This window comes from Novosphingobium sp. B 225, assembly GCF_002198665.1.
Lineage (GTDB): Bacteria > Pseudomonadota > Alphaproteobacteria > Sphingomonadales > Sphingomonadaceae > Novosphingobium.
This window is the reverse complement of record NZ_MWLM01000002.1, coordinates 33,182-50,008: the sequence shown is the minus strand read 5'-3', so window position 1 is coordinate 50,008 and position 16,827 is coordinate 33,182. Positions and strand designations below refer to the sequence as shown.

Genomic DNA, 16,827 nt, shown 5'->3' with positions numbered 1-16,827 from the left:
TTATGGCTGCGAGATCATCGCCGAGCAGGTCGACTTCCTCGCCAAGGCCAAGGAAGCCACCTCGGACGAGCCCAGGAAGCGGCAGGCCAAGTAGCGCCGCATTACGCCCCGGCGGGACTTCCGCCGGGGCGCTTTGCGCTGTCTGCTTCAGCGTCGAACGCACGTTTGCCTTTGCGGCGGAACAGCACCAGCGCATTGGCTCCCTCCTCCCCACGCAGTTTTGCCGCGACCGTCAGGAATGCGCCGTAGAGCGCAGCGCGGTCGTCATCGGCCAGTTCAACCAGCCCCGCCTTTACGACCAACCCGCCGAGCTCGATTAGCAGGCGGGTTCGTTCGCGGCGTTGAACTTGCCAGTCGCGCATGTCGGTCCTCGCCTTCCTCGCTTCAAGCCGATGCCGCGCCGCTGTCGCGCGCAGCAGCGCCGTTCGGCTTGTCTTGAGCTCCACGCGAAGGCTTGTTCCCCTTGCCTTGAAAGAACGCCGCGCCGCGTCTGCGCCAGCCCTCCTTTTGTGCGCTGTCGCTGCCCGCTGCATCGAGCAGTGCGCCTGCCAGTTCATCGGGATCGAGCACATCAGCGCCGGTCGCCAGGATCAGCTCGCCAAGCTGGCGCACGCGCCGCTCCTTTAGCTGTCTCGCTTTGTCGGCGAGCGCCTTCAGCTCCGAATCGATATCGCGGGGTTTGCGCATTCCATTGTCTCCGTTTGGAGGTGATGCGCCGATGATACGGCTGCACTGGTCCCAATGCAGCAAGGTCAGTGGGACAGTCTGATACGGCTGAGTTCCGAGCGAGAAATTTTCGAGAGAGGGCGCGCTTATACGTCGTGCCGACGCGGCTTCGATGGCGTAACTGGATTGCCGTTATGGCAATCTTCCACTTCAGCGCGAAAGTGATCGGCCGCTCAAGCGGGCGCAGCAGCGTGGCCGCTGCCGCCTACCGTGCGGGCGAGCGGCTGCACGATGAGCGGATCGATCGCGACCACGACTTCACCAGCAAGGCCGGGGTCGTGCACTCCGAAGTGCTGTTGCCCGAAGGTGCGAACCCCGAGCTCGCCGACCGGGAGCGACTGTGGAACGCGGTCGAGAAGGCGGAAAAGCGCAAGGACGCGCAGCTCGCCCGGGAGGTTGAGTTCGCCCTCCCCCGCGAGCTTTCCCAAGAGGACGCGATCGAGCTCGCACGCGAATTCGTCGAGGCAGAGTTCGTTGCCGAAGGCATGATCGCCGATCTCAACGTCCATTGGGATATTGGCAAGGACGGAGAGGCAAAACCGCACGCCCATGTCATGCTGACGATGCGCGAGGTCATCGGCGACAGGTTCGGCGGCAAGGTGCGCGAGTGGAACCGCAGCGAGTTGATCGAGATATGGCGCGAGCGCTGGGCCGATCACGTCAACCGTGCGCTTGCGGAGCGGGATATCGATGCGCGGATCGATCATCGCTGTCTCGCAGACCAGGGCATTGCGCTCGAACCTCAGGACAAGATCGGCCCCGCCGCCTCGCGGATCGGTGGTCGCGGGCTCGAAGCCGAACGGATCGAGGAACACCGCGCGATCGCACAGCGTAATGGGGAACGGATCATCGCCAACCCGGTGCTCGCTATGGATGCGATCACCCACCATCAGGCGACGTTCACCCCGCGCGATCTCGCCGCGTTCATTCACCGCCATAGCGACGGCAAGGAGCAGTTCGATGCTGCGCTCAGTGTAGTACGCGCCTCCCCCGATTTGATTCTGCTCGGCACAGATGGAAGCGGGCAGGAGCGGTTCACTTCGCGGGCCATGATCGAGACCGAGGAACGGTTGCAGCGTTCTGCCGATAAGCTCTTTGAAGGAGAGCGCCACCAGGTCAGTGCGGAGCAGCAAGCGAGGGCCTTGAAACGATTCGAAGTGTGTGGCCTGACGCTCTCCGGGGAACAGCGCGCGGCCTTCGAACATGTCGCTGGCAAGCGCGGCCTGGCTCTGGTCGTGGGCTATGCCGGTACCGGCAAGAGCGCGATGCTGGGCGTCGCCCGTGAGGCCTGGGAGCACGCGGGCTATGCGGTGCGCGGTGCGGCTCTGTCGGGCATTGCTGCCGAGAACCTCGAAGCCGGATCGGGGATCGCCTCGCGAACTATCGCCAGCCTCGAACATGCCTGGAGCAAGGGCAACGACCTACTCAATTCGCGCGATGTGCTGGTGATCGACGAGGCCGGGATGGTTGGCACCCGGCAGATGGAGCGCGTGCTCTCCCGCGCAGCCGATGCAGGCGCCAAGGTGGTGCTGGTCGGCGATCCGCAGCAGCTCCAGGCGATCGAATCCGGGGCCGCTTTCCGTGCTCTCCATGAGCGCCACGGCGGGGTCGAAATCACTGAGATCCGGCGTCAGCATAATGGCTGGCAGCGCGATGCCACGCGCCACCTCGCGACGGGCCGGACCGGGGAAGCGATCCGGGCCTATGACGAGCACGGCATGGTCCACTTGACCAGCACCCGCGAGACCGCACGCGAGGCGCTGATCCAGGGATGGGATGGCGCGCGGCAGAGTGATTCGTCGGCCAGCCGGATCATCCTCACTCACACCAATGACGAGGTTCGCGAACTCAACCTGATGGCGCGTTCCCAGATGCGTCGGGCAGGCGATCTGGGCAACGATGCGACCATCGAGACCGCGCGCGGCGATCGCCAGTTCGCGTCCGGCGACCGGATCATGTTCCTGCGCAACGAGCGCGGCCTCGGGATCAAGAACGGTACGCTTGGCACCGTTTATGCGGCGCATCCGGCACGTCTGGCAGTGCGCACCGACGATGGCCGGAAGGTCGCGTTTGACACCAAGGACTATGCCCATGTCGATCATGGTTACGCCGCAACGATCCATAAGGCGCAAGGGGTGACAGTTGATCGCAGCCATGTCCTCGCAACGCCCGGCATGGACAGCCATGCCAGCTATGTTGCGTTCTCGCGGCACCGCGATGGGATGGACCTGCACTACGGCAAAGATGACTTTGCCGATCAATCAAAGCTGGTCCGACTACTCGGCCGCGAGCGGGCCAAGGACATGGCGAGCGATCACGCCCAAGCCGATCCGGCCAAGGAATTTGCCGAGCGGCGCGGCATCACGTTCCGCGAACGCATTGCTGAAATGGTGCGCAAGGTTCCCGAAAAGGTGCGCGGGATCTTCGACGGCTTTCGGCCAAAGTCAGCCGGGCTGGAAAATGCCCCCGCCCCGCGCTTGCCCGTCAGCGATGAGCGCCGTGCGGTCGAGCGTTATGCGCGCGCTTATCAGGACGTCGCTCAGACACAGGATCGTGGCCAGCCTGTTCTGCCGCATCAGAGTCTTGCCCTGGAGCGCGCGGGGCAGTCGCTGGATGCAATTCGGCCCCATGCTTCGACCGATCTGGCTAGCGCCTTTGCCCGTGGTTCAGAACTGGCGAGCGAGGCTGCTGAGGGGCGCGGCCAGACCGCCATGCGCGCCATGAACCACGAGGCCGAAGCGCGGAGCGACCCAGTCCAGCGGGCCGAGCGGTTCGTAAGCGACTGGAAGCAGCTTGGCGCGGCACGCGAGCAGTTGCGCTCCGATGGTGACCGCGAAGGTGCAGGCAAGCTGGCCGAGCGCATGGCTGCTCTCGCCAAGGGGATCGAGCGCGATCCGCAACTCGAAAAGCACCTTCGCCACAAGGCCAAGGAACTCGGCATCGAACTCCAGGGCGAGCGCAGCCTGGAGCGCGAACTGACCAAAACACTGACGCTCGAACGCTCCCGAAATTTCGGGATGAGCCTCTAGGAGAACTGACATGCAAGAAGATGATGACGGCGAAGTGGAACTGCCAATCGAGCCGGACGACGATCCCGATAATGTGGTGACCGCCCAAACCGAAGCGCCCTCAGATCCTGCCACCGAGGCATTCACTCGGCTTGAGCACCAGCTCGCACTGATGCGCCGCGCGGTCGAGCATCTCGCCGCCGAGCGCGCCGACATCGTGATCCCCGACTACGGTGCAACGCTGTCAGGTATGACCTCGAACCTCGCGGCGATGGACCAGAGCCTTAAGGCCATCGGGCAGATGCCTGCCTTGCAGATCACGCCCGAGGACATGGGCAAGCGGATCGAGCAGACTGCCCGCTCGGCGCGCAGCGACTATGAAGCGACCATCCAGCAATGGCGGATTGCGGCCTGCGGGCTCGAACGGAGCGTGTCAGAAGCGTTTGGCAGTGCGGCCCGGCGCGATGAACAGGTCAGGCGCGAGCGTTGGTTCTTCGGTGCCGGCGCTGCGCTGGCGGCGGCATTGATGTCGTTCCTGCCGGGGATCATTGCCCGCGAACTTCCGGAAAGTTGGCAACTTCCTGAGCGGATGGCAAGGCGCACGCTTGGCGAGCCGACCATCGTTGATGCGGGCATCCGGCTGATACGCTCCGAAAACCCGCCGGTGTGGGCGGCCATATCGGACGCGACAGCAACTTATGGCGCGAATCGCATAGCGATCCAGCAATGCAAGGACGCAGCCCGCAAGACCGGGAGAGCCGTAAGATGCCAAGTTTCGATTGACCGCTAGGTTGGACGCCCCGGAACGGCAGCCCAAAGTCCAAAATTGCCGATGCAGACTCTATCGGTCAGCTTCACCAAGACCAGCAAGTCGCCTGAATACAAACCGCACGTTGTTCATGGCAATCCATCTGCAAAGCAGGATCGGCGAAAACGCAGCCATGGACATGTTCTGACCGAGCATCGCATGATTGCCTTATCAGGAAATGGGACTCTAAATAACGCTAGATATCTCTTCAAAGTTCAACCTTGGAAGTCTGTCGAAAAGCATCTCGGGATCGCCATGGCCGACTCCGCAAAGGAAATTGACTTCACATGTTGTCCCGCCGAAGAATTCCTCTTGAACTTTTTTCTTGTCGAACCCGGAGATCGGCGCGACGTCAAGGCCAACGGCCCTCAGTGCCATGATATAGTAGGCAGCTTGCATCGAGCCGTTGCGAAAGGCCGTCTCTTCAGCGGCCAGTCTATCCCCCTCAAACAGCTTTCCGACCGATAGGTTGTGGGGGAACAAGGCCTCCAGCCTGTCATAGAAATGAACGTCGTAGGCCACGATCAATGCCAATGGAGCATCCAGCAACTTTGCATAGTTACTGGGTGGTAGCGAAGGGCGAAGTCGTTCCCGCGCTGCTTTGGAGCGCAAAACAACCAGCCGCATAGGTTGGCCATTCACAGATGTTGGAGCCAACTTGGCGATGTCGTGAGCTTCAACCAGCTTCTCTGGCGCCACATCCCGTTCGATCCAGCCGTTCTGCGAGCGAGCTTCAAGAAACATCTTGCGGATCAGAGCGTCATCCATAGCTTGAGATCTACGTCACATCGAAATCGAGTAGGTACAGCTTGTCTTCGCAGCAACTTCCGCCGCGTTGACACCAGGCGCCAATTCCACAAGGTCGAAACAGCCTGCCCTGTTGTGACGCTCGAAAACTGCGATGTCAGTGATAATCATGTCCACGACGTTGAGGCCGGTAAGCGGCAAGGTGCACTCTGGGATGAATTTCGGGCTGCCGTCTTTGGCGCAGTGCTCCATCACCACGATGATCTTCCTGACCCCGGCGACGAGGTCCATCGCTCCCCCCATACCCTTGATCATTTTTCCGGGTATCATCCAATTGGCGATGTCGCCCTGGCCGGAAACTTCCATTGCGCCCAGGATTGCCAGATCAATCTTGCCTCCCCGGATCATGGCAAAGCTTTGAGCACTATCGAAATAGACTGAGTGAGACAGCTCGCTGATCGTCTGCTTGCCGGCATTGATCAAGTCCGCGTCCTCTTCGCCTTCCCAGGGGAAAGGCCCAATGCCCAACATCCCGTTTTCCGATTGAAGCGTAACGTTCATGCCTTCGGGAACAAAATTGGCAACCAGTGTCGGAATGCCGATGCCCAGATTTACATAGTATCCGTCGCGCAGCTCCTGCGCCGCTCTGGCGGCCATCTGATCACGGTCCCAGGGCATCAGGCTGCAGCCGGCTGACGAACAGTGCGAAATTCAATTCGCTTTTCGTATTGGCCACCGTCGATCAAACGATGGACGTAGACTCCCGGTAAATGAATTCCGTCAGGAGCCAGTGCACCAGGCTCCACGACCTCTTCCACTTCTACTACACAGATCCGTCCGCAAGTGGCGGCGGGCACGTTGAAGTTGCGCGCCGTTTTACGGAACACCACGTTGCCCGCAGTGTCGGCCTTCCACCCCTTTACCAGGGCCAGATCCGCCAGAATGCCGCGCTCGAGGATGTATTCTTCTCCGTCGAAGTGCTTGGTTTCCTTGCCTTCAGCCACCAACGTCCCGACCCCGGTTTTTGTATAGAAACCCGGGATGCCTGCGCCACCAGCCCGCATCCGCTCTGCCAATGTGCCTTGTGGGCAGAATTCGATCTCGACCTCACCGGCAAGGTACTGTCGTTCGAATTCCTTGTTATCGCCCACATAGGAGGCAATCATCTTGCGGATTTGACGCGAGCGCAGCAGCTTGCCCAACCCCTCACCATCAAGCCCGCCATTGTTGCTGGCAATGGTAAGGCCACTGACCCCGCTTTCCGCGACCTCATCGATCAAGAGCGATGGAATGCCGCACAGCCCAAATCCGCCAGCGGCAATCAGCATCCCGTCGTGCAGTAGCCCTTCGAGCGCTGACTTTGCATCTGAGAACAGCTTCGTCATTTCATCCGAACTTCAATGGACTACGCAACTGTTAGAAACGAGCGGCCTTCGTTTGACGCGAAGAGAATTCGCGCCACACGAAATTCGTCCCCCTGAAGGCGCTCAATCAGAATTTGGCCCCAAAGGTGACACCGAAGGTCCGGCCGTCAGCGAAGGCCACAACGTCCGCAACCGGTACCTGATTGAAAAGCTGGCTGGCATAGGCGACATCGCCCAAGTTTTTGCCCCAAAACATCAGGCTGTAACGATCGTCGGCAAATGAGAGCTTGGCCGAGGCATTGACCAGCGAATAGGCTGGCTGTTGGCTGCGGTTTTCAGGAGCCGAGAACCACTTGCTGGAGTGGAAGTAGTCGCCCGATAATGTCAGCTCCGCTTCGCCCAGCGGCACTTTGTATTCGATACCAAGATTGACCGTCCAATCCGGCGTGTTGGGCAAACGCCTGCCCTTCGCACTGCCGTCAGGCAGTTGGGTAATTCCCCCGGCGGGAAGCGCCGCAGTCTGCGAAATCAGGAAGTCCTCAAACCGGGCATGGACATAGCCTAGGCCGGCAGTCAGGGTCAGTCCTGTCGCGGGCATAGCGGTAACATCCAGATCAAAGCCATAGGTTTTGGCCTGCCTGCCGTTGTACACTGCCGGCAGTCCGTTAATGTACGTGTTGAGCTGGATATCCTTGAAATCATAGTAGTATGCCGAGCCATTGATGCGCAGATGGCGATCGAGCAGCTCGCTCTTTAGACCCAACTCGAACGCATCGAGCACTTCAGGTCGGATATAGGAAGCGACCGCAACGCTGGTCGGATCGTATCCTCCGCTCTTGAAGCCGCGATTGTACGAGGCATAAATCATCACATCCTGATTAAGGTGATGGTCGATCGCCGCTCGCCAGGTCAGCTTGGTCACCTTGTCGCTGCGTGCGGTCGGGCCGAGCGGAGCGTCGAAGACTGGAGCGAGCGAATGGAACACTCCGTTTGCCGCGAAACTTTTCGTTTCAGTGGTCAGTCGCAGGCCGAGCGTAACAGCGGTCTGATCACTGATCTTGTAGGTCGCCTGGCCATAACCGGCAAAGGACTCAGTGTTCTGCCGGGTGGTGAAGTCCTGGATGAAGCCAAGTGCGGGGGCCTGCAACTGAGCCGGAACGAAGCCGCTCTTGCGATTGAAATAGTAGAGCCCCAGAACCCAGTTGAGCGATCCCTGGCCGCTCGAAACCAGCTGCAACTCCTGGCTGTACATCCGATCCGGAACCGTCCCGCTCGCACTCACGATCGGGAGCGGCAGGGATTCGGAGTCAAATGCGAACTTCCAGTCGCCGTGACGGTACGCCGAAATGCTGACAAGCTTGGCCCCGCCGAAGTCGTGGCTGAGATTGAGGCTGACCCCATAATCTTCGCTGTCCGACAGCGGTTGAACATCGGAATTGACGTCAAACTTGTCGCCAGCGAACGCTACTCCGGTCAATGGCAAGGTCCCGGGAGCCGGTCGGTAAGCAGGAAAGCTGCCTTTGATGTGGGTGTAGTCCAGGATCACCGTTGCGCTTGTGTCAGGCCCCAGCTTTGCCTTCCACTTGCTGCGCGCGGCAAACGATTCAGACGCTCCGACATCCTGTCCATTGAACAGGTTCGTGCCGAAGCCGTCGCGGCGGTTCTTGTAGCTGACCGCCAGATCGGTAGCCAATCCGTCTGAGAGGCTGCCGCCGAGATAGGCATTTCCGCTGATCGTATCGCGGTTACCATAGCCAATCTCAGCATTGCCATTGAACGCACCGCCTGGATCGAGTGTTGTAATCTGAATGAGACCGCCGGTTGCGTTGCGACCAAACAAGGTTCCTTGCGGCCCTTTAAGGACCGCAACCTGCTGGATATTGTTGAACGCCATGACGTTGGCACCGGCAGAAGGGAAATAGACCCCATCGACATAGGTCGCGACCGAGTTCTCGTTGCCGGCAACGGAAATTTGGGTGCCAACGCCCCGGATGCGGGGCGAGCCGCCGATCCCGGAAGTCGGGAAAACTAGACCCGGCGTAACCATGCCCAGGTCCGTCATTGTCCGGACGCCTTTACCTTCAAGCGAGTCTGCCGAGAAGGCCGTCACGGCGACCGGTACATTCTGTAACCGCTCTTCGCGCTTTTGCGCAGTTACTACGATTTCATCCAATCCCCCCGCAGTCTCGTCCTTGGGTGCCGCTGTGTCGGACTCCTGAGCAAAGGCTGGCTGCGCAAGGCAAAAGGCCAGAGTCAGAATGCAAACGGACGCAGGCATGGTCACTTTCATCGCAGATCCTCCCAAGGCTCTTCACGAGAGCCGTTTGATTCGGTGTAGGAGGTGCCGTGCAGGTCCGAAAATTGTTATTTCTTATGCCGGGAATACCGTTCAATTATCCTTGATTCAGCACTCAGCCAAGCACTCTGGCTGCAGGTGCATCGGCGGCCAGACAGGGACCTGACTCTCAGCCCCGTACTGCTGTTTTCTCCTGGTTGATCAGACCCTGGATCATCCTGCGCCCCAGGACCGCAGCCTTGTCCGCAAGCAAAAGAATTTCTGGCAAAGTCCCATTTGTGAGCTCGATGCTCTTCTCGATCTCGATCGCGGCAGACACGTCTTCCTCCAACGCCGCCTTAACCATCTCGCTTGAGCGAAACGCCTTCGACAGACACGGCTCGGTATGCGAGAAATTCTGCCCCTCGCCCTGGAAGTAGTGGGAGCTCCTTTCGGTTGCCGGGGTCACGGCATGGATGTGAAGCAATGCGCCAAGCGGCTTTGCTTCGCCCGTTTCGGCATCCAGTGCGCTGATTGAATCAAGTATGACGTGCAGGCATGGCGCGTAGAAATAGCTGACGTACTTGCGCGAGACGAGACCGGAATAGCTCAAAAGTTCAACAAGAAACGGTGGGCAATCAATCGCTGGCTGCGTGAACGTACAGGAAATCCAGTTCTCTCCCGAGGTTACTTCGGGAATCTGGATCGCGCCTCCGCCGTCACCGCCGAAGGTTCCTTTATGAAGAAACGGGACGTGGTTGAGGTCCAGAAGGTTGTCATGGAGGAGTACGTATCGCCCTGGTACGTCGAAATAGTTACCGCCTGCGCAGCGAAACTCCGGGTCCGTCAACTTGGCTTCGAAATGATCCGGAATCAGGGCTTCGTCGGCCAGCTCGGGGTCCCCCATCCATATCCAGACCCATTGCCAGCGCTCGGTGACGGGATAGGTCCGCAAGCGGCAAGCCCCGGGCACCACCTTTTGGGAAGGAACAAGAGTGCAGGCGCCATCTGCCCGAAACCGCAACCCATGATAAGGGCATTCAATCTCGTCGGCAATCAGCTCGCCCTTGGCGAGGGGAAATCCGCGGTGCGGGCAAATTCCGGCAAGTGCCGCAACTGCACCGTCAGTGGTCCGGAAGAAAACAACCGAATCCCCGAGCAGGATGCGTTCTATCGGTGATCGCGTGATTTCCGATGACCATGCAGCGACATACCAATGATTGCGAGGGGCAAAGCTACCGGTCTCAAGTGGGTACATGATCTGCTCCTTGATGGGGTTTCAAAAACGACGCACGTGTTGCAGGCCTGGCGCGACCTGGCGACAAAGCGGTTCAGATCAGCGAATTCGCCTTTGCCCAGCGAGCGATCGCGTCACGCGAAGTTGGCGCGGGACCGAAAAACTGTTCCTGACGCGAAATCTCGGACACGAATTCGCCCTTTCGAAAGAAAAGGAACATCTGCATCAGATCGAAGCCCAGCTCCGAAAACAGCCTTACCGGGCGCGCCAGCAGCCGGAAGACGATCCAGGGCACAGTCCAGATGGATAGTGGCTTGTTGAGAAGGTGGGAAATGATCCGCGCTAACTCTTCCTGGCTCTTGGGACCGTCGCGCCATCCAATGTCGATCGTCTGGTTGACAATCTCGGCGCCTGGGTTGCTGGCTGCACTGGCCAGATTGGCGGCAAGATCGTCGGTCAGCACATAGGACCAGCGGGTCGTCTTGTCCCCGACTGCATAGAACCGCCCCGCTTTGACCGCGTCCGCTACGTAGTCGGCACTTTGGTCGAGGAAGGCCGGGGCCCTGACAAAAATGTATGGAACACCGCTTTCGACAATGAGGTCTTCGGCGACCTTTTTGGCATGGAAGTGCGGCACATCTACCGCCTTCTCGCAGGCGACGATGCTGAGAAAGACGAACCGGCCAACGCCGGCCCGCTTGGCCGCATCAACCAGATTTCTGTTTCCTTGAAAGTCTGTCTCGATGCTCTCTTTCATGTAGCCATTGGCAGAGCTCACCACGACGTCCACGCCGGCCAGCACCTTGTCCAGCGATGCCGGATCCATCAGGTCGCCGCGAACCCATTCGACGCACGTCGCGGCGTCGAAGGGCCGGTCCTTGCGCGACATGGCAGAGACCTTGACGCTGGTGTCTTGCGCCAGATTTGCGAGAATCTTCGCGCCAAGAAAGCCGGTCGCACCGACCAGCAGTACCTTTTTGGGTTCCCCGGACTGCCCCTTCCCAACTGGCTGCGCGATGTCTTGTGGCTTGGTCAAATTGAATCCCTTCGCTGATTCGGCTCACGAATTTGTAAAGATCAGGCCGAAGCCCAGGCGTGCAGCAATTGTTCGCCGGTCCCGGTGCCAAAAACGTAGTGATCAGGGCGGACGAGGACGGCTTTTGCGCCATGGCGATCGAGCCAGCCTTCAAGCTCGGCCTGGCAGAAAGCCAGTGCTGGATCTGACGTCAGCATTATCCGTAAGCCTCCTTGTCCGGAGCCCACCATGGCGACGCGCGACAACAGAATGGCGCCGGGACCGGTTACCTCGTCCAGGCGCGTCGGCTGGTCGCCGCGCGACCAAGGCTGCGGAAAATAGGAACCCGCCCCTTCGGAACCCGGCAGGATCCGGCCCGCACTGATCGGTGGATAGGACGTCGCGCCGTCGGGACTCTTGCCCGCAGCGCGGTCAGCCAGCATGGCCGCATCGCGTGCGGCGGCTTGTTCCGGGTCAGCGACACACACGGTCTGTCCCATGAAGATTGCCATCTCGATTATTCCGCGAACGTTCGGCTCACGCTCGGCCTGATAGGCGTCCAGCGCGTCAGCACTTACCACGCCGTCGATCACGTCGGCGAGCTTCCACCAGAGATTGGCCGCGTCGCGCAGCCCCGAACACATCCCTTGTCCGGCGAAAGGCGGCATCTGGTGCGCAGCATCACCGGCCAGCAGGACCCGTCCGGACCGCCATTGCTTCGCCAGCCGTGCGTTGAAACGGTAAACCGCCTTGCGCTCTATGCTCACGGCGCCGTCAACGTCCCAGGGTCGCAACAATTCGGCGATGAACGAATCTTGCAGCACCGCGTCGGACTGTTCGCCTTCCTTCATCATGAATTCCCAGCGATGACGGCCATTGCCCATCAGCACGCAAGTGGTCGGCCTTGCCGGGTCACAGATCTGCAAGTTGCGGTCAGGCAAACGGGATGCATCAAGGACGATGGTATCGACTACCAGCCATTGTTCGTCGAAACCCAGGTCGTCGATTTCGATCCCCGCTGCCTCGCGCACCGGGCTACGCGCCCCGTCAGCTCCGACCAGATAGCGTGCGCGGATGATCCTCGGACCGTCTGGGGTCTCGAAACTGGCTTCAACGCCCTCTTCGTCGCACCTCAAAGCGATAAAGGTCGACTGAGTTTGCAATTGCGCTTTCGCCTGCCCAGCGAGACGCATGCGCAGCGCGGCCTCAAGCGAAGGCTGGTGGATCATGTTCGAAAATGGCCAGCCCGACGCCCCCGGCTCGGTCCAGTCGAAACTGAGCAGCACTTGCCGGTCAGCGGTCAAAAACTCATACCGGCCGCCTGTTTTGCTGCTCGCCATGACCTCTTCGGCCACGCCGACATTCTGCAGGATGCGCACAACCTCATGATCGATGTGGGCGGCACGCGGGAGAGGATAGATAGCGGCTTCCCGTTCAGCGACGAGCGTCGATACACCCGCGGACGCAAGAAACAGCGCAAGTGTTACACCAGTTCGCCCACCACCGACAACCAGCACATCGCAATCATAACCCGGCATATTCAGACCTTCTCGTCACGCATGGGGGCCTCAATCGCCCCAAGCCCTTCGATCTCGCATCGAACCACGTCCCCTGGGCACAAGAAGCGTGGTGGCTTCATCGCCGCACCCACACCGCCAGGTGTGCCTGTAAAGATGAGGTCACCCGCTTCGAGCGTCATCGCCTGCGAAAGATGGGCGATCTGATCCCAGAGATCGAAGACAAGGTTGCGGGTGTTTGATGCCTGGCGCACTTCGCCATTGACCAGGCACTTGATATCAAGCGTGTGCGGGTCGAGAACTTCATCTGCCGTGGTGAGCCACGGACCGATTGGCGCATGCGTGTCGAACGATTTTCCCAATGACCACTGCGGCGTGGCGTGCTGCCAGGCACGCTCGGTCACGTCATTGCCAACGCAATAGCCGAAGACGTGGTTCGAGGCGTCCTCCCGACTGATGTGCTTGCCACTTTGGCCGATGACTGCAACCAACTCGACCTCGTAGTCGACGTTGGCTCCGCCCACTGCGATCTGGATGGGATCAAACGGTCCGTTCACCGAAGTTGCCGCCTTGGTGAACCAGACCTGCTGCGGCGGCGTACCCATTCCGCTTTCGGCTATGTGATCCGCATAGTTGAGCCCGATCGCAAAGATCTTGCCTGGTCTGGGTACCGGCGCAAGCAGACGCACCGATGCAAGGGGCAGGCCGGGCACCGCTGCACGCCTTGCGGCGATTGAATCCCGCAGCTGCGGCCACTGTCCGATCAGATCGATCATCCCGCCTGGGACACCGATCGGATAAATGCAGTCGCCTTCTATCAGCCCGGTTTCGGGGCCTTTGCCGGTGTCGAACAGGCCAATCTTCATTCTGCTGCTCCCGAAAAGTTGCTCACGGCTGCGACCTCAATTGTCACGCCGTAGTCTTGGCCTGATAGTTATGAACGAAATCCGAGGGGACCGGCGGCCCCCAGTTAGCCATGGCGTCTTCCATGCCGTAGTTCGTCGGCTGCCACAGCGCATGGTCGTCGATGAAATCCATGTCGGAGTAATACTCAAGCCACGACCCCCAAGGGTCCTGGATGTAATTGAAGAAGTTCGATCCGATTGTATGGCGACCGAATCCCCAGTGGCCCTTTCCAGTCTTCTCGGCGAGAGCGTGACCTGCACGGCCAACCTCATCAGGGTCAGCAACCTGGAAGCTGGCATGATGTAGTCCCGTCCCCGGCGACTTTGCAAAGGCCAGAACATGGTGGTCGCTGTTGCGCGTGGCGCAGCAGAAAGCCACGATATCCTGCGCCCTGTCGGCCAGCCCCATACCCAGCGCCTGACAGACGAAATTGACGCTGGCCATGACATCGGGCGTGAACATCGCGACGTGACCAAGTCGCCTTGGCTGCACTGGCTGATAGCTGCTTACTGGAAGCATGGCCGACTGACGTACCCTGACGATCCGGCCGGGGGCGTTGATCGAAAACGGCGGCTCGGCAACGACTTCGGAAAGAGCAGCGCAGTCAATCAGATTGAACAGCACGCCATGTGGATCACGCACCCACAGACCTTCGGATTCGAAACCTTCGGGCGGCGCAACCACGGTGCCCCCGTGGCGCGGCACCAGGTCCTTGATCTCATCGAGCGCTTCGGCGCGCAGACGGACATGATGCAGCCGCATCGGTCCCGCTGACTGGGCCAGGACCACTACGGGCTGAGCACTAGCCCGGCATCGCAGAATCACTTGATCCGCGGTGCGTTCAGCTGTCAGCCCGGCATCGGTGTAAAATCCCGCACCAACTTCAAGATCGGGAACTTCAAGCGCATACCCTGTAAGACCAAGGACCGGCATGATATTTCTCCAGTTCGCGCAGCAATCACCAAGCCGTGGTTCCGCCATCGATCCGAATGTCGGTCGCTGTGATGAAGCTGCTTTCGTCTGATGCGAGGAAGAGCGCAGCCGCAGCCACCTCTTCCGGCTGCCCGGGCCGGGCGAGCATGATCTTGTCGATCATCGGTCCAGCAAATTCGGGCATAGCCAGAAGCTCGCGCGTCGCTCCAGTTTCAATTAATCCCGGTGAGAGCGAATTCGCCCTGATGCCGTGATGGCGACCTTCGAGCGCCAGATGGCGCGTCATCGAAAGCACTGCGCCTTTGCCTGCCGAATGGGCCAGCCCCGGCAACGCCTGGTAAGTTATCCAGGCCGAGACTGAGGCCATGTTGATAATTGAGCCCCCCTTCTTCTGAAGGGCCGGCCACGCAGCCTTGGTCAAATTGAAAACGATATTGACCTCGGCATCCAGCGTGGCAGCGAAGGCCTCGGTAGATAGCTCTTCTATCCAGCCAATGTGCGCATCAGCGGCATTATTGAAGAGCACGTCAAGCTTGCCAAAGGACTCAAGCGCCAGCGCCACCAGCGCGCTGCAGGCTTCCGGGTCACGCAAATCACAGGGTTCCAACGCAACCATCTCGCCGCCCGCTGCCTGGACTGCCTCCACGCAGGTTCGCGAAGTATCGGGGTTAAGATCACAGCCTACAATTTTTGCGCCTTCCCTGGCGAACAGCCTGGCTGCCGCTCCGCCCATGCTGCCGCCGGTACCGGTAATTAGGCAGACCTTGCCTTCAAGCCGCCCGCTCAAGACATGTCTCGACCAGATAGCGGCGTTAGGACATATTCGGTCAGATCTGGGTCAGTTGTCATCTCCGCTTCGAAGGTCTGATTGGAGAAGGGATAAAGCGTAGGAACCCCTTCGTCGTCCTGGTACCAACTGACACATCCACCGGTCGCCCAGATCGTGGTTCGGGCGGCGTCCCGATAGGTTTCCAGAAGTTCGGCCGTCTTGTCCTCACGCGGGGCGATAGCGACGTGCTGCTCGGCCACGACCTCGATAAGCTTGATGATATGCGCGACCTGCAACTCGGCAGTCAGGAACGCACAGACATTCCCGATCGGGCTGAAGGGGCCTTCAACCATAAAGAAATTGGGCATGTGGGGGATGGTCATTGTGCGAAACGCGACAGGACGCTTCTGCCAGATTTCGTCCGTGCGCCGCCCGTCCTCGCCAATCAGGTTTAGCGGGCGGAAAAAGGCCTGGGTGTCGTAGCCAGTGGCAATGACCAGCACGTCGAGCTCGTGAAGGGTGCCATCGACGGTCTTGACCCCGCCTGCTTCGATCCTGTCGATCGGTTCGGTCACCAGTTCGCAGCCTGGGTCCTGGATCGCCTCATAAAACCGGGGCGAAATCACGATGCGCTTGCAGCCAGGTTCATAGTCCGGGGTCAGCTTGCGGCGCAGTTCCGGGTCCTTCACCCGCGCCAGGTTCTCGTGGACGTTCGCTACCAGATAGGCCCTGGCATCGGCATTTCCGCCCAGGATCGCACCGTCGGCAAGCGCAACCATCTCGGCCTTCTGCTCCTCGTACATCTTGACGAGCAACGAAGGATCTTCTGCGAATGCGCGCTTTTCGGCTTCGGAATAGGCCGGGTTGTCCTGCTGGACGACCCACTGCGGAGTACGCTGGAAGACGGTAAGATTCCTGACCTTACCGGCCAACTCGGCGACCAGTTGGGTTGAGGTCGATCCCGTGCCAATAATGCCAATTCGCTTGTCTTCCAGAGCGACTGAATGATCCCACTGCGCGGTGTGGAACTTGGGTCCTTCGAAATCGTCGAGGCCGTCGATGTCTGGAAAATTGGGAACATGGAGATAGCCGGTCGCTGCCAGCAGCACATCGCATTGGAGCGAGCGCCCGCCTTCAAGCTCCAGCGTCCAGGCGGCACCGTCCCAGCGCCCCTCGGTCACCTTGATGTTGAACTGGATCGCCTCGTGAACCCCGAAGTGGCGCGCAGCGCTTTCCAGATAGTCGCGGATCTCGGCGCCCGGCGAAAAACGGCGGGACCAGTTCGGGTTATGGAAGAATGAATAGCTGTAGAAGTGCGACGGGAAATCGCAGTGCAGCCCCGGATAGGAATTTTCGCGCCAGGTCCCCCCGACACTGTCGCCCTTCTCGACGATCACGAAATTGTTGAATCCGGCTTCCTTGAGCTTGATGGCCGTCAGGATGCCGCCCATGCCCGCACCTATGATGACAAAGCGGAGCGGACTTTCCGTAGCCGAAGAATTCTGCTTGCTGTTCATGTTTG

The 16,827-nt window shown here is 60.0% G+C and carries 15 protein-coding genes; 2 read left to right on the top strand and 13 right to left on the bottom strand.

Translation table 11 applies throughout. The features are described 5' to 3' along the window. Nucleotides 1–101: 101 nt before the first annotated feature. Together MNBBLIKP_RS00255 and MNBBLIKP_RS00250 are read right to left on the bottom strand one after the other, a co-directional pair. Nucleotides 102–362, bottom strand: a complete 261-nt coding sequence (locus MNBBLIKP_RS00255) for a conjugal transfer protein TraD (protein WP_088306512.1) — start codon at nt 360–362, stop codon at nt 102–104. Between the two features lie 22 nt (nt 363–384). Then, entirely contained in the window at nt 385–687 is a 303-nt protein-coding gene (locus tag MNBBLIKP_RS00250) for a conjugal transfer protein TraD (RefSeq protein ID WP_088306511.1), read from the bottom strand. 173 nt (nt 688–860) lie between these two features. On the opposite strand from MNBBLIKP_RS00250, the gene traA reads away from it, so the two are divergent. Continuing rightward, entirely contained in the window at nt 861–3,755 is a 2,895-nt protein-coding gene (gene traA, locus MNBBLIKP_RS00245; RefSeq protein ID WP_088306510.1) for a Ti-type conjugative transfer relaxase TraA, read from the top strand. 10 nt (nt 3,756–3,765) lie between these two features. Continuing rightward, entirely contained in the window at nt 3,766–4,524 is a 759-nt protein-coding gene (locus MNBBLIKP_RS00240; protein WP_088306509.1) for a DUF6118 family protein, read from the top strand. Between the two features lie 204 nt (nt 4,525–4,728). Here MNBBLIKP_RS00240 and MNBBLIKP_RS00235 read toward each other — a convergent pair whose 3' ends face one another. From MNBBLIKP_RS00235 to MNBBLIKP_RS00185, 11 genes are all read right to left on the bottom strand, one after another. After that, nucleotides 4,729–5,310, bottom strand: coding sequence for a malonic semialdehyde reductase (locus MNBBLIKP_RS00235; RefSeq protein WP_088306508.1), 582 nt, complete (start codon nt 5,308–5,310; stop codon nt 4,729–4,731). 15 nt (nt 5,311–5,325) lie between these two features. Further along, nucleotides 5,326–5,967: a 3-oxoacid CoA-transferase subunit B gene (locus MNBBLIKP_RS00230; RefSeq protein WP_088306507.1), complete on the bottom strand. Its 642-nt coding sequence runs from the start codon at nt 5,965–5,967 to the stop codon at nt 5,326–5,328. Continuing rightward, complete coding sequence (locus tag MNBBLIKP_RS00225; protein WP_088306505.1) at nt 5,967–6,674, bottom strand: CoA transferase subunit A; 708 nt, start codon at nt 6,672–6,674, stop codon at nt 5,967–5,969. Before MNBBLIKP_RS00225 ends, MNBBLIKP_RS00230 begins: the two co-directional genes overlap by 1 nt. Before the next feature lie 106 nt (nt 6,675–6,780). Next, nucleotides 6,781–8,943, bottom strand: a complete 2,163-nt coding sequence (locus tag MNBBLIKP_RS00220) for a TonB-dependent receptor (protein WP_088306504.1) — start codon at nt 8,941–8,943, stop codon at nt 6,781–6,783. A gap of 175 nt (nt 8,944–9,118) precedes the next feature. After that, nucleotides 9,119–10,186: an aromatic ring-hydroxylating dioxygenase subunit alpha gene (locus MNBBLIKP_RS00215; RefSeq protein ID WP_088306503.1), complete on the bottom strand. Its 1,068-nt coding sequence runs from the start codon at nt 10,184–10,186 to the stop codon at nt 9,119–9,121. A gap of 73 nt (nt 10,187–10,259) precedes the next feature. Next, complete coding sequence (locus MNBBLIKP_RS00210) at nt 10,260–11,201, bottom strand: SDR family oxidoreductase (RefSeq protein WP_217896635.1); 942 nt, start codon at nt 11,199–11,201, stop codon at nt 10,260–10,262. Between the two features lie 41 nt (nt 11,202–11,242). Beyond that, nucleotides 11,243–12,718 carry a bifunctional 3-(3-hydroxy-phenyl)propionate/3-hydroxycinnamic acid hydroxylase MhpA gene (gene mhpA, locus MNBBLIKP_RS00205; protein WP_088306501.1) on the bottom strand — a complete coding sequence of 492 codons (1,476 nt, stop codon included), beginning with the start codon at nt 12,716–12,718 and terminating at the stop codon, nt 11,243–11,245. Between the two features lie 2 nt (nt 12,719–12,720). Beyond that, nucleotides 12,721–13,563 carry a fumarylacetoacetate hydrolase family protein gene (locus tag MNBBLIKP_RS00200; protein WP_088306500.1) on the bottom strand — a complete coding sequence of 281 codons (843 nt, stop codon included), beginning with the start codon at nt 13,561–13,563 and terminating at the stop codon, nt 12,721–12,723. 43 nt (nt 13,564–13,606) lie between these two features. Next, nucleotides 13,607–14,536 carry a VOC family protein gene (locus MNBBLIKP_RS00195; protein ID WP_176399577.1) on the bottom strand — a complete coding sequence of 310 codons (930 nt, stop codon included), beginning with the start codon at nt 14,534–14,536 and terminating at the stop codon, nt 13,607–13,609. A gap of 25 nt (nt 14,537–14,561) precedes the next feature. After that, nucleotides 14,562–15,323 (bottom strand): SDR family NAD(P)-dependent oxidoreductase, encoded by a 762-nt coding sequence (locus tag MNBBLIKP_RS00190; protein ID WP_088306497.1) that lies wholly within the window; start codon nt 15,321–15,323, stop codon nt 14,562–14,564. Beyond that, nucleotides 15,320–16,822 carry a flavin-containing monooxygenase gene (locus MNBBLIKP_RS00185; RefSeq protein WP_088306496.1) on the bottom strand — a complete coding sequence of 501 codons (1,503 nt, stop codon included), beginning with the start codon at nt 16,820–16,822 and terminating at the stop codon, nt 15,320–15,322. Before MNBBLIKP_RS00185 ends, MNBBLIKP_RS00190 begins: the two co-directional genes overlap by 4 nt. Between the last annotated feature and the right edge of the window lie 5 nt (nt 16,823–16,827).

Bases quoted from the DNA above. Each gene is read 5' to 3' on its own strand.
- MNBBLIKP_RS00200 (WP_088306500.1), bottom strand. From the start codon at position 13,563: ATGAAGATTGGCCTGTTCGACACCGGCAAAGGCCCCGAAACCGGGCTG.
- traA (WP_088306510.1), top strand. From the start codon at position 861: ATGGCAATCTTCCACTTCAGCGCGAAAGTGATCGGCCGCTCAAGCGGG.
- MNBBLIKP_RS00225 (WP_088306505.1), bottom strand. From the start codon at position 6,674: ATGACGAAGCTGTTCTCAGATGCAAAGTCAGCGCTCGAAGGGCTACTG.
- MNBBLIKP_RS00185 (WP_088306496.1), bottom strand. From the start codon at position 16,822: ATGAACAGCAAGCAGAATTCTTCGGCTACGGAAAGTCCGCTCCGCTTT.
- MNBBLIKP_RS00255 (WP_088306512.1), bottom strand. From the start codon at position 362: ATGCGCGACTGGCAAGTTCAACGCCGCGAACGAACCCGCCTGCTAATC.
- MNBBLIKP_RS00220 (WP_088306504.1), bottom strand. From the start codon at position 8,943: ATGAAAGTGACCATGCCTGCGTCCGTTTGCATTCTGACTCTGGCCTTT.
- MNBBLIKP_RS00240 (WP_088306509.1), top strand. From the start codon at position 3,766: ATGCAAGAAGATGATGACGGCGAAGTGGAACTGCCAATCGAGCCGGAC.
- MNBBLIKP_RS00230 (WP_088306507.1), bottom strand. From the start codon at position 5,967: ATGCCCTGGGACCGTGATCAGATGGCCGCCAGAGCGGCGCAGGAGCTG.
- MNBBLIKP_RS00195 (WP_176399577.1), bottom strand. From the start codon at position 14,536: ATGCCGGTCCTTGGTCTTACAGGGTATGCGCTTGAAGTTCCCGATCTT.
- MNBBLIKP_RS00215 (WP_088306503.1), bottom strand. From the start codon at position 10,186: ATGTACCCACTTGAGACCGGTAGCTTTGCCCCTCGCAATCATTGGTAT.
- MNBBLIKP_RS00235 (WP_088306508.1), bottom strand. From the start codon at position 5,310: ATGGATGACGCTCTGATCCGCAAGATGTTTCTTGAAGCTCGCTCGCAG.
- MNBBLIKP_RS00250 (WP_088306511.1), bottom strand. From the start codon at position 687: ATGCGCAAACCCCGCGATATCGATTCGGAGCTGAAGGCGCTCGCCGAC.
- mhpA (WP_088306501.1), bottom strand. From the start codon at position 12,718: ATGCCGGGTTATGATTGCGATGTGCTGGTTGTCGGTGGTGGGCGAACT.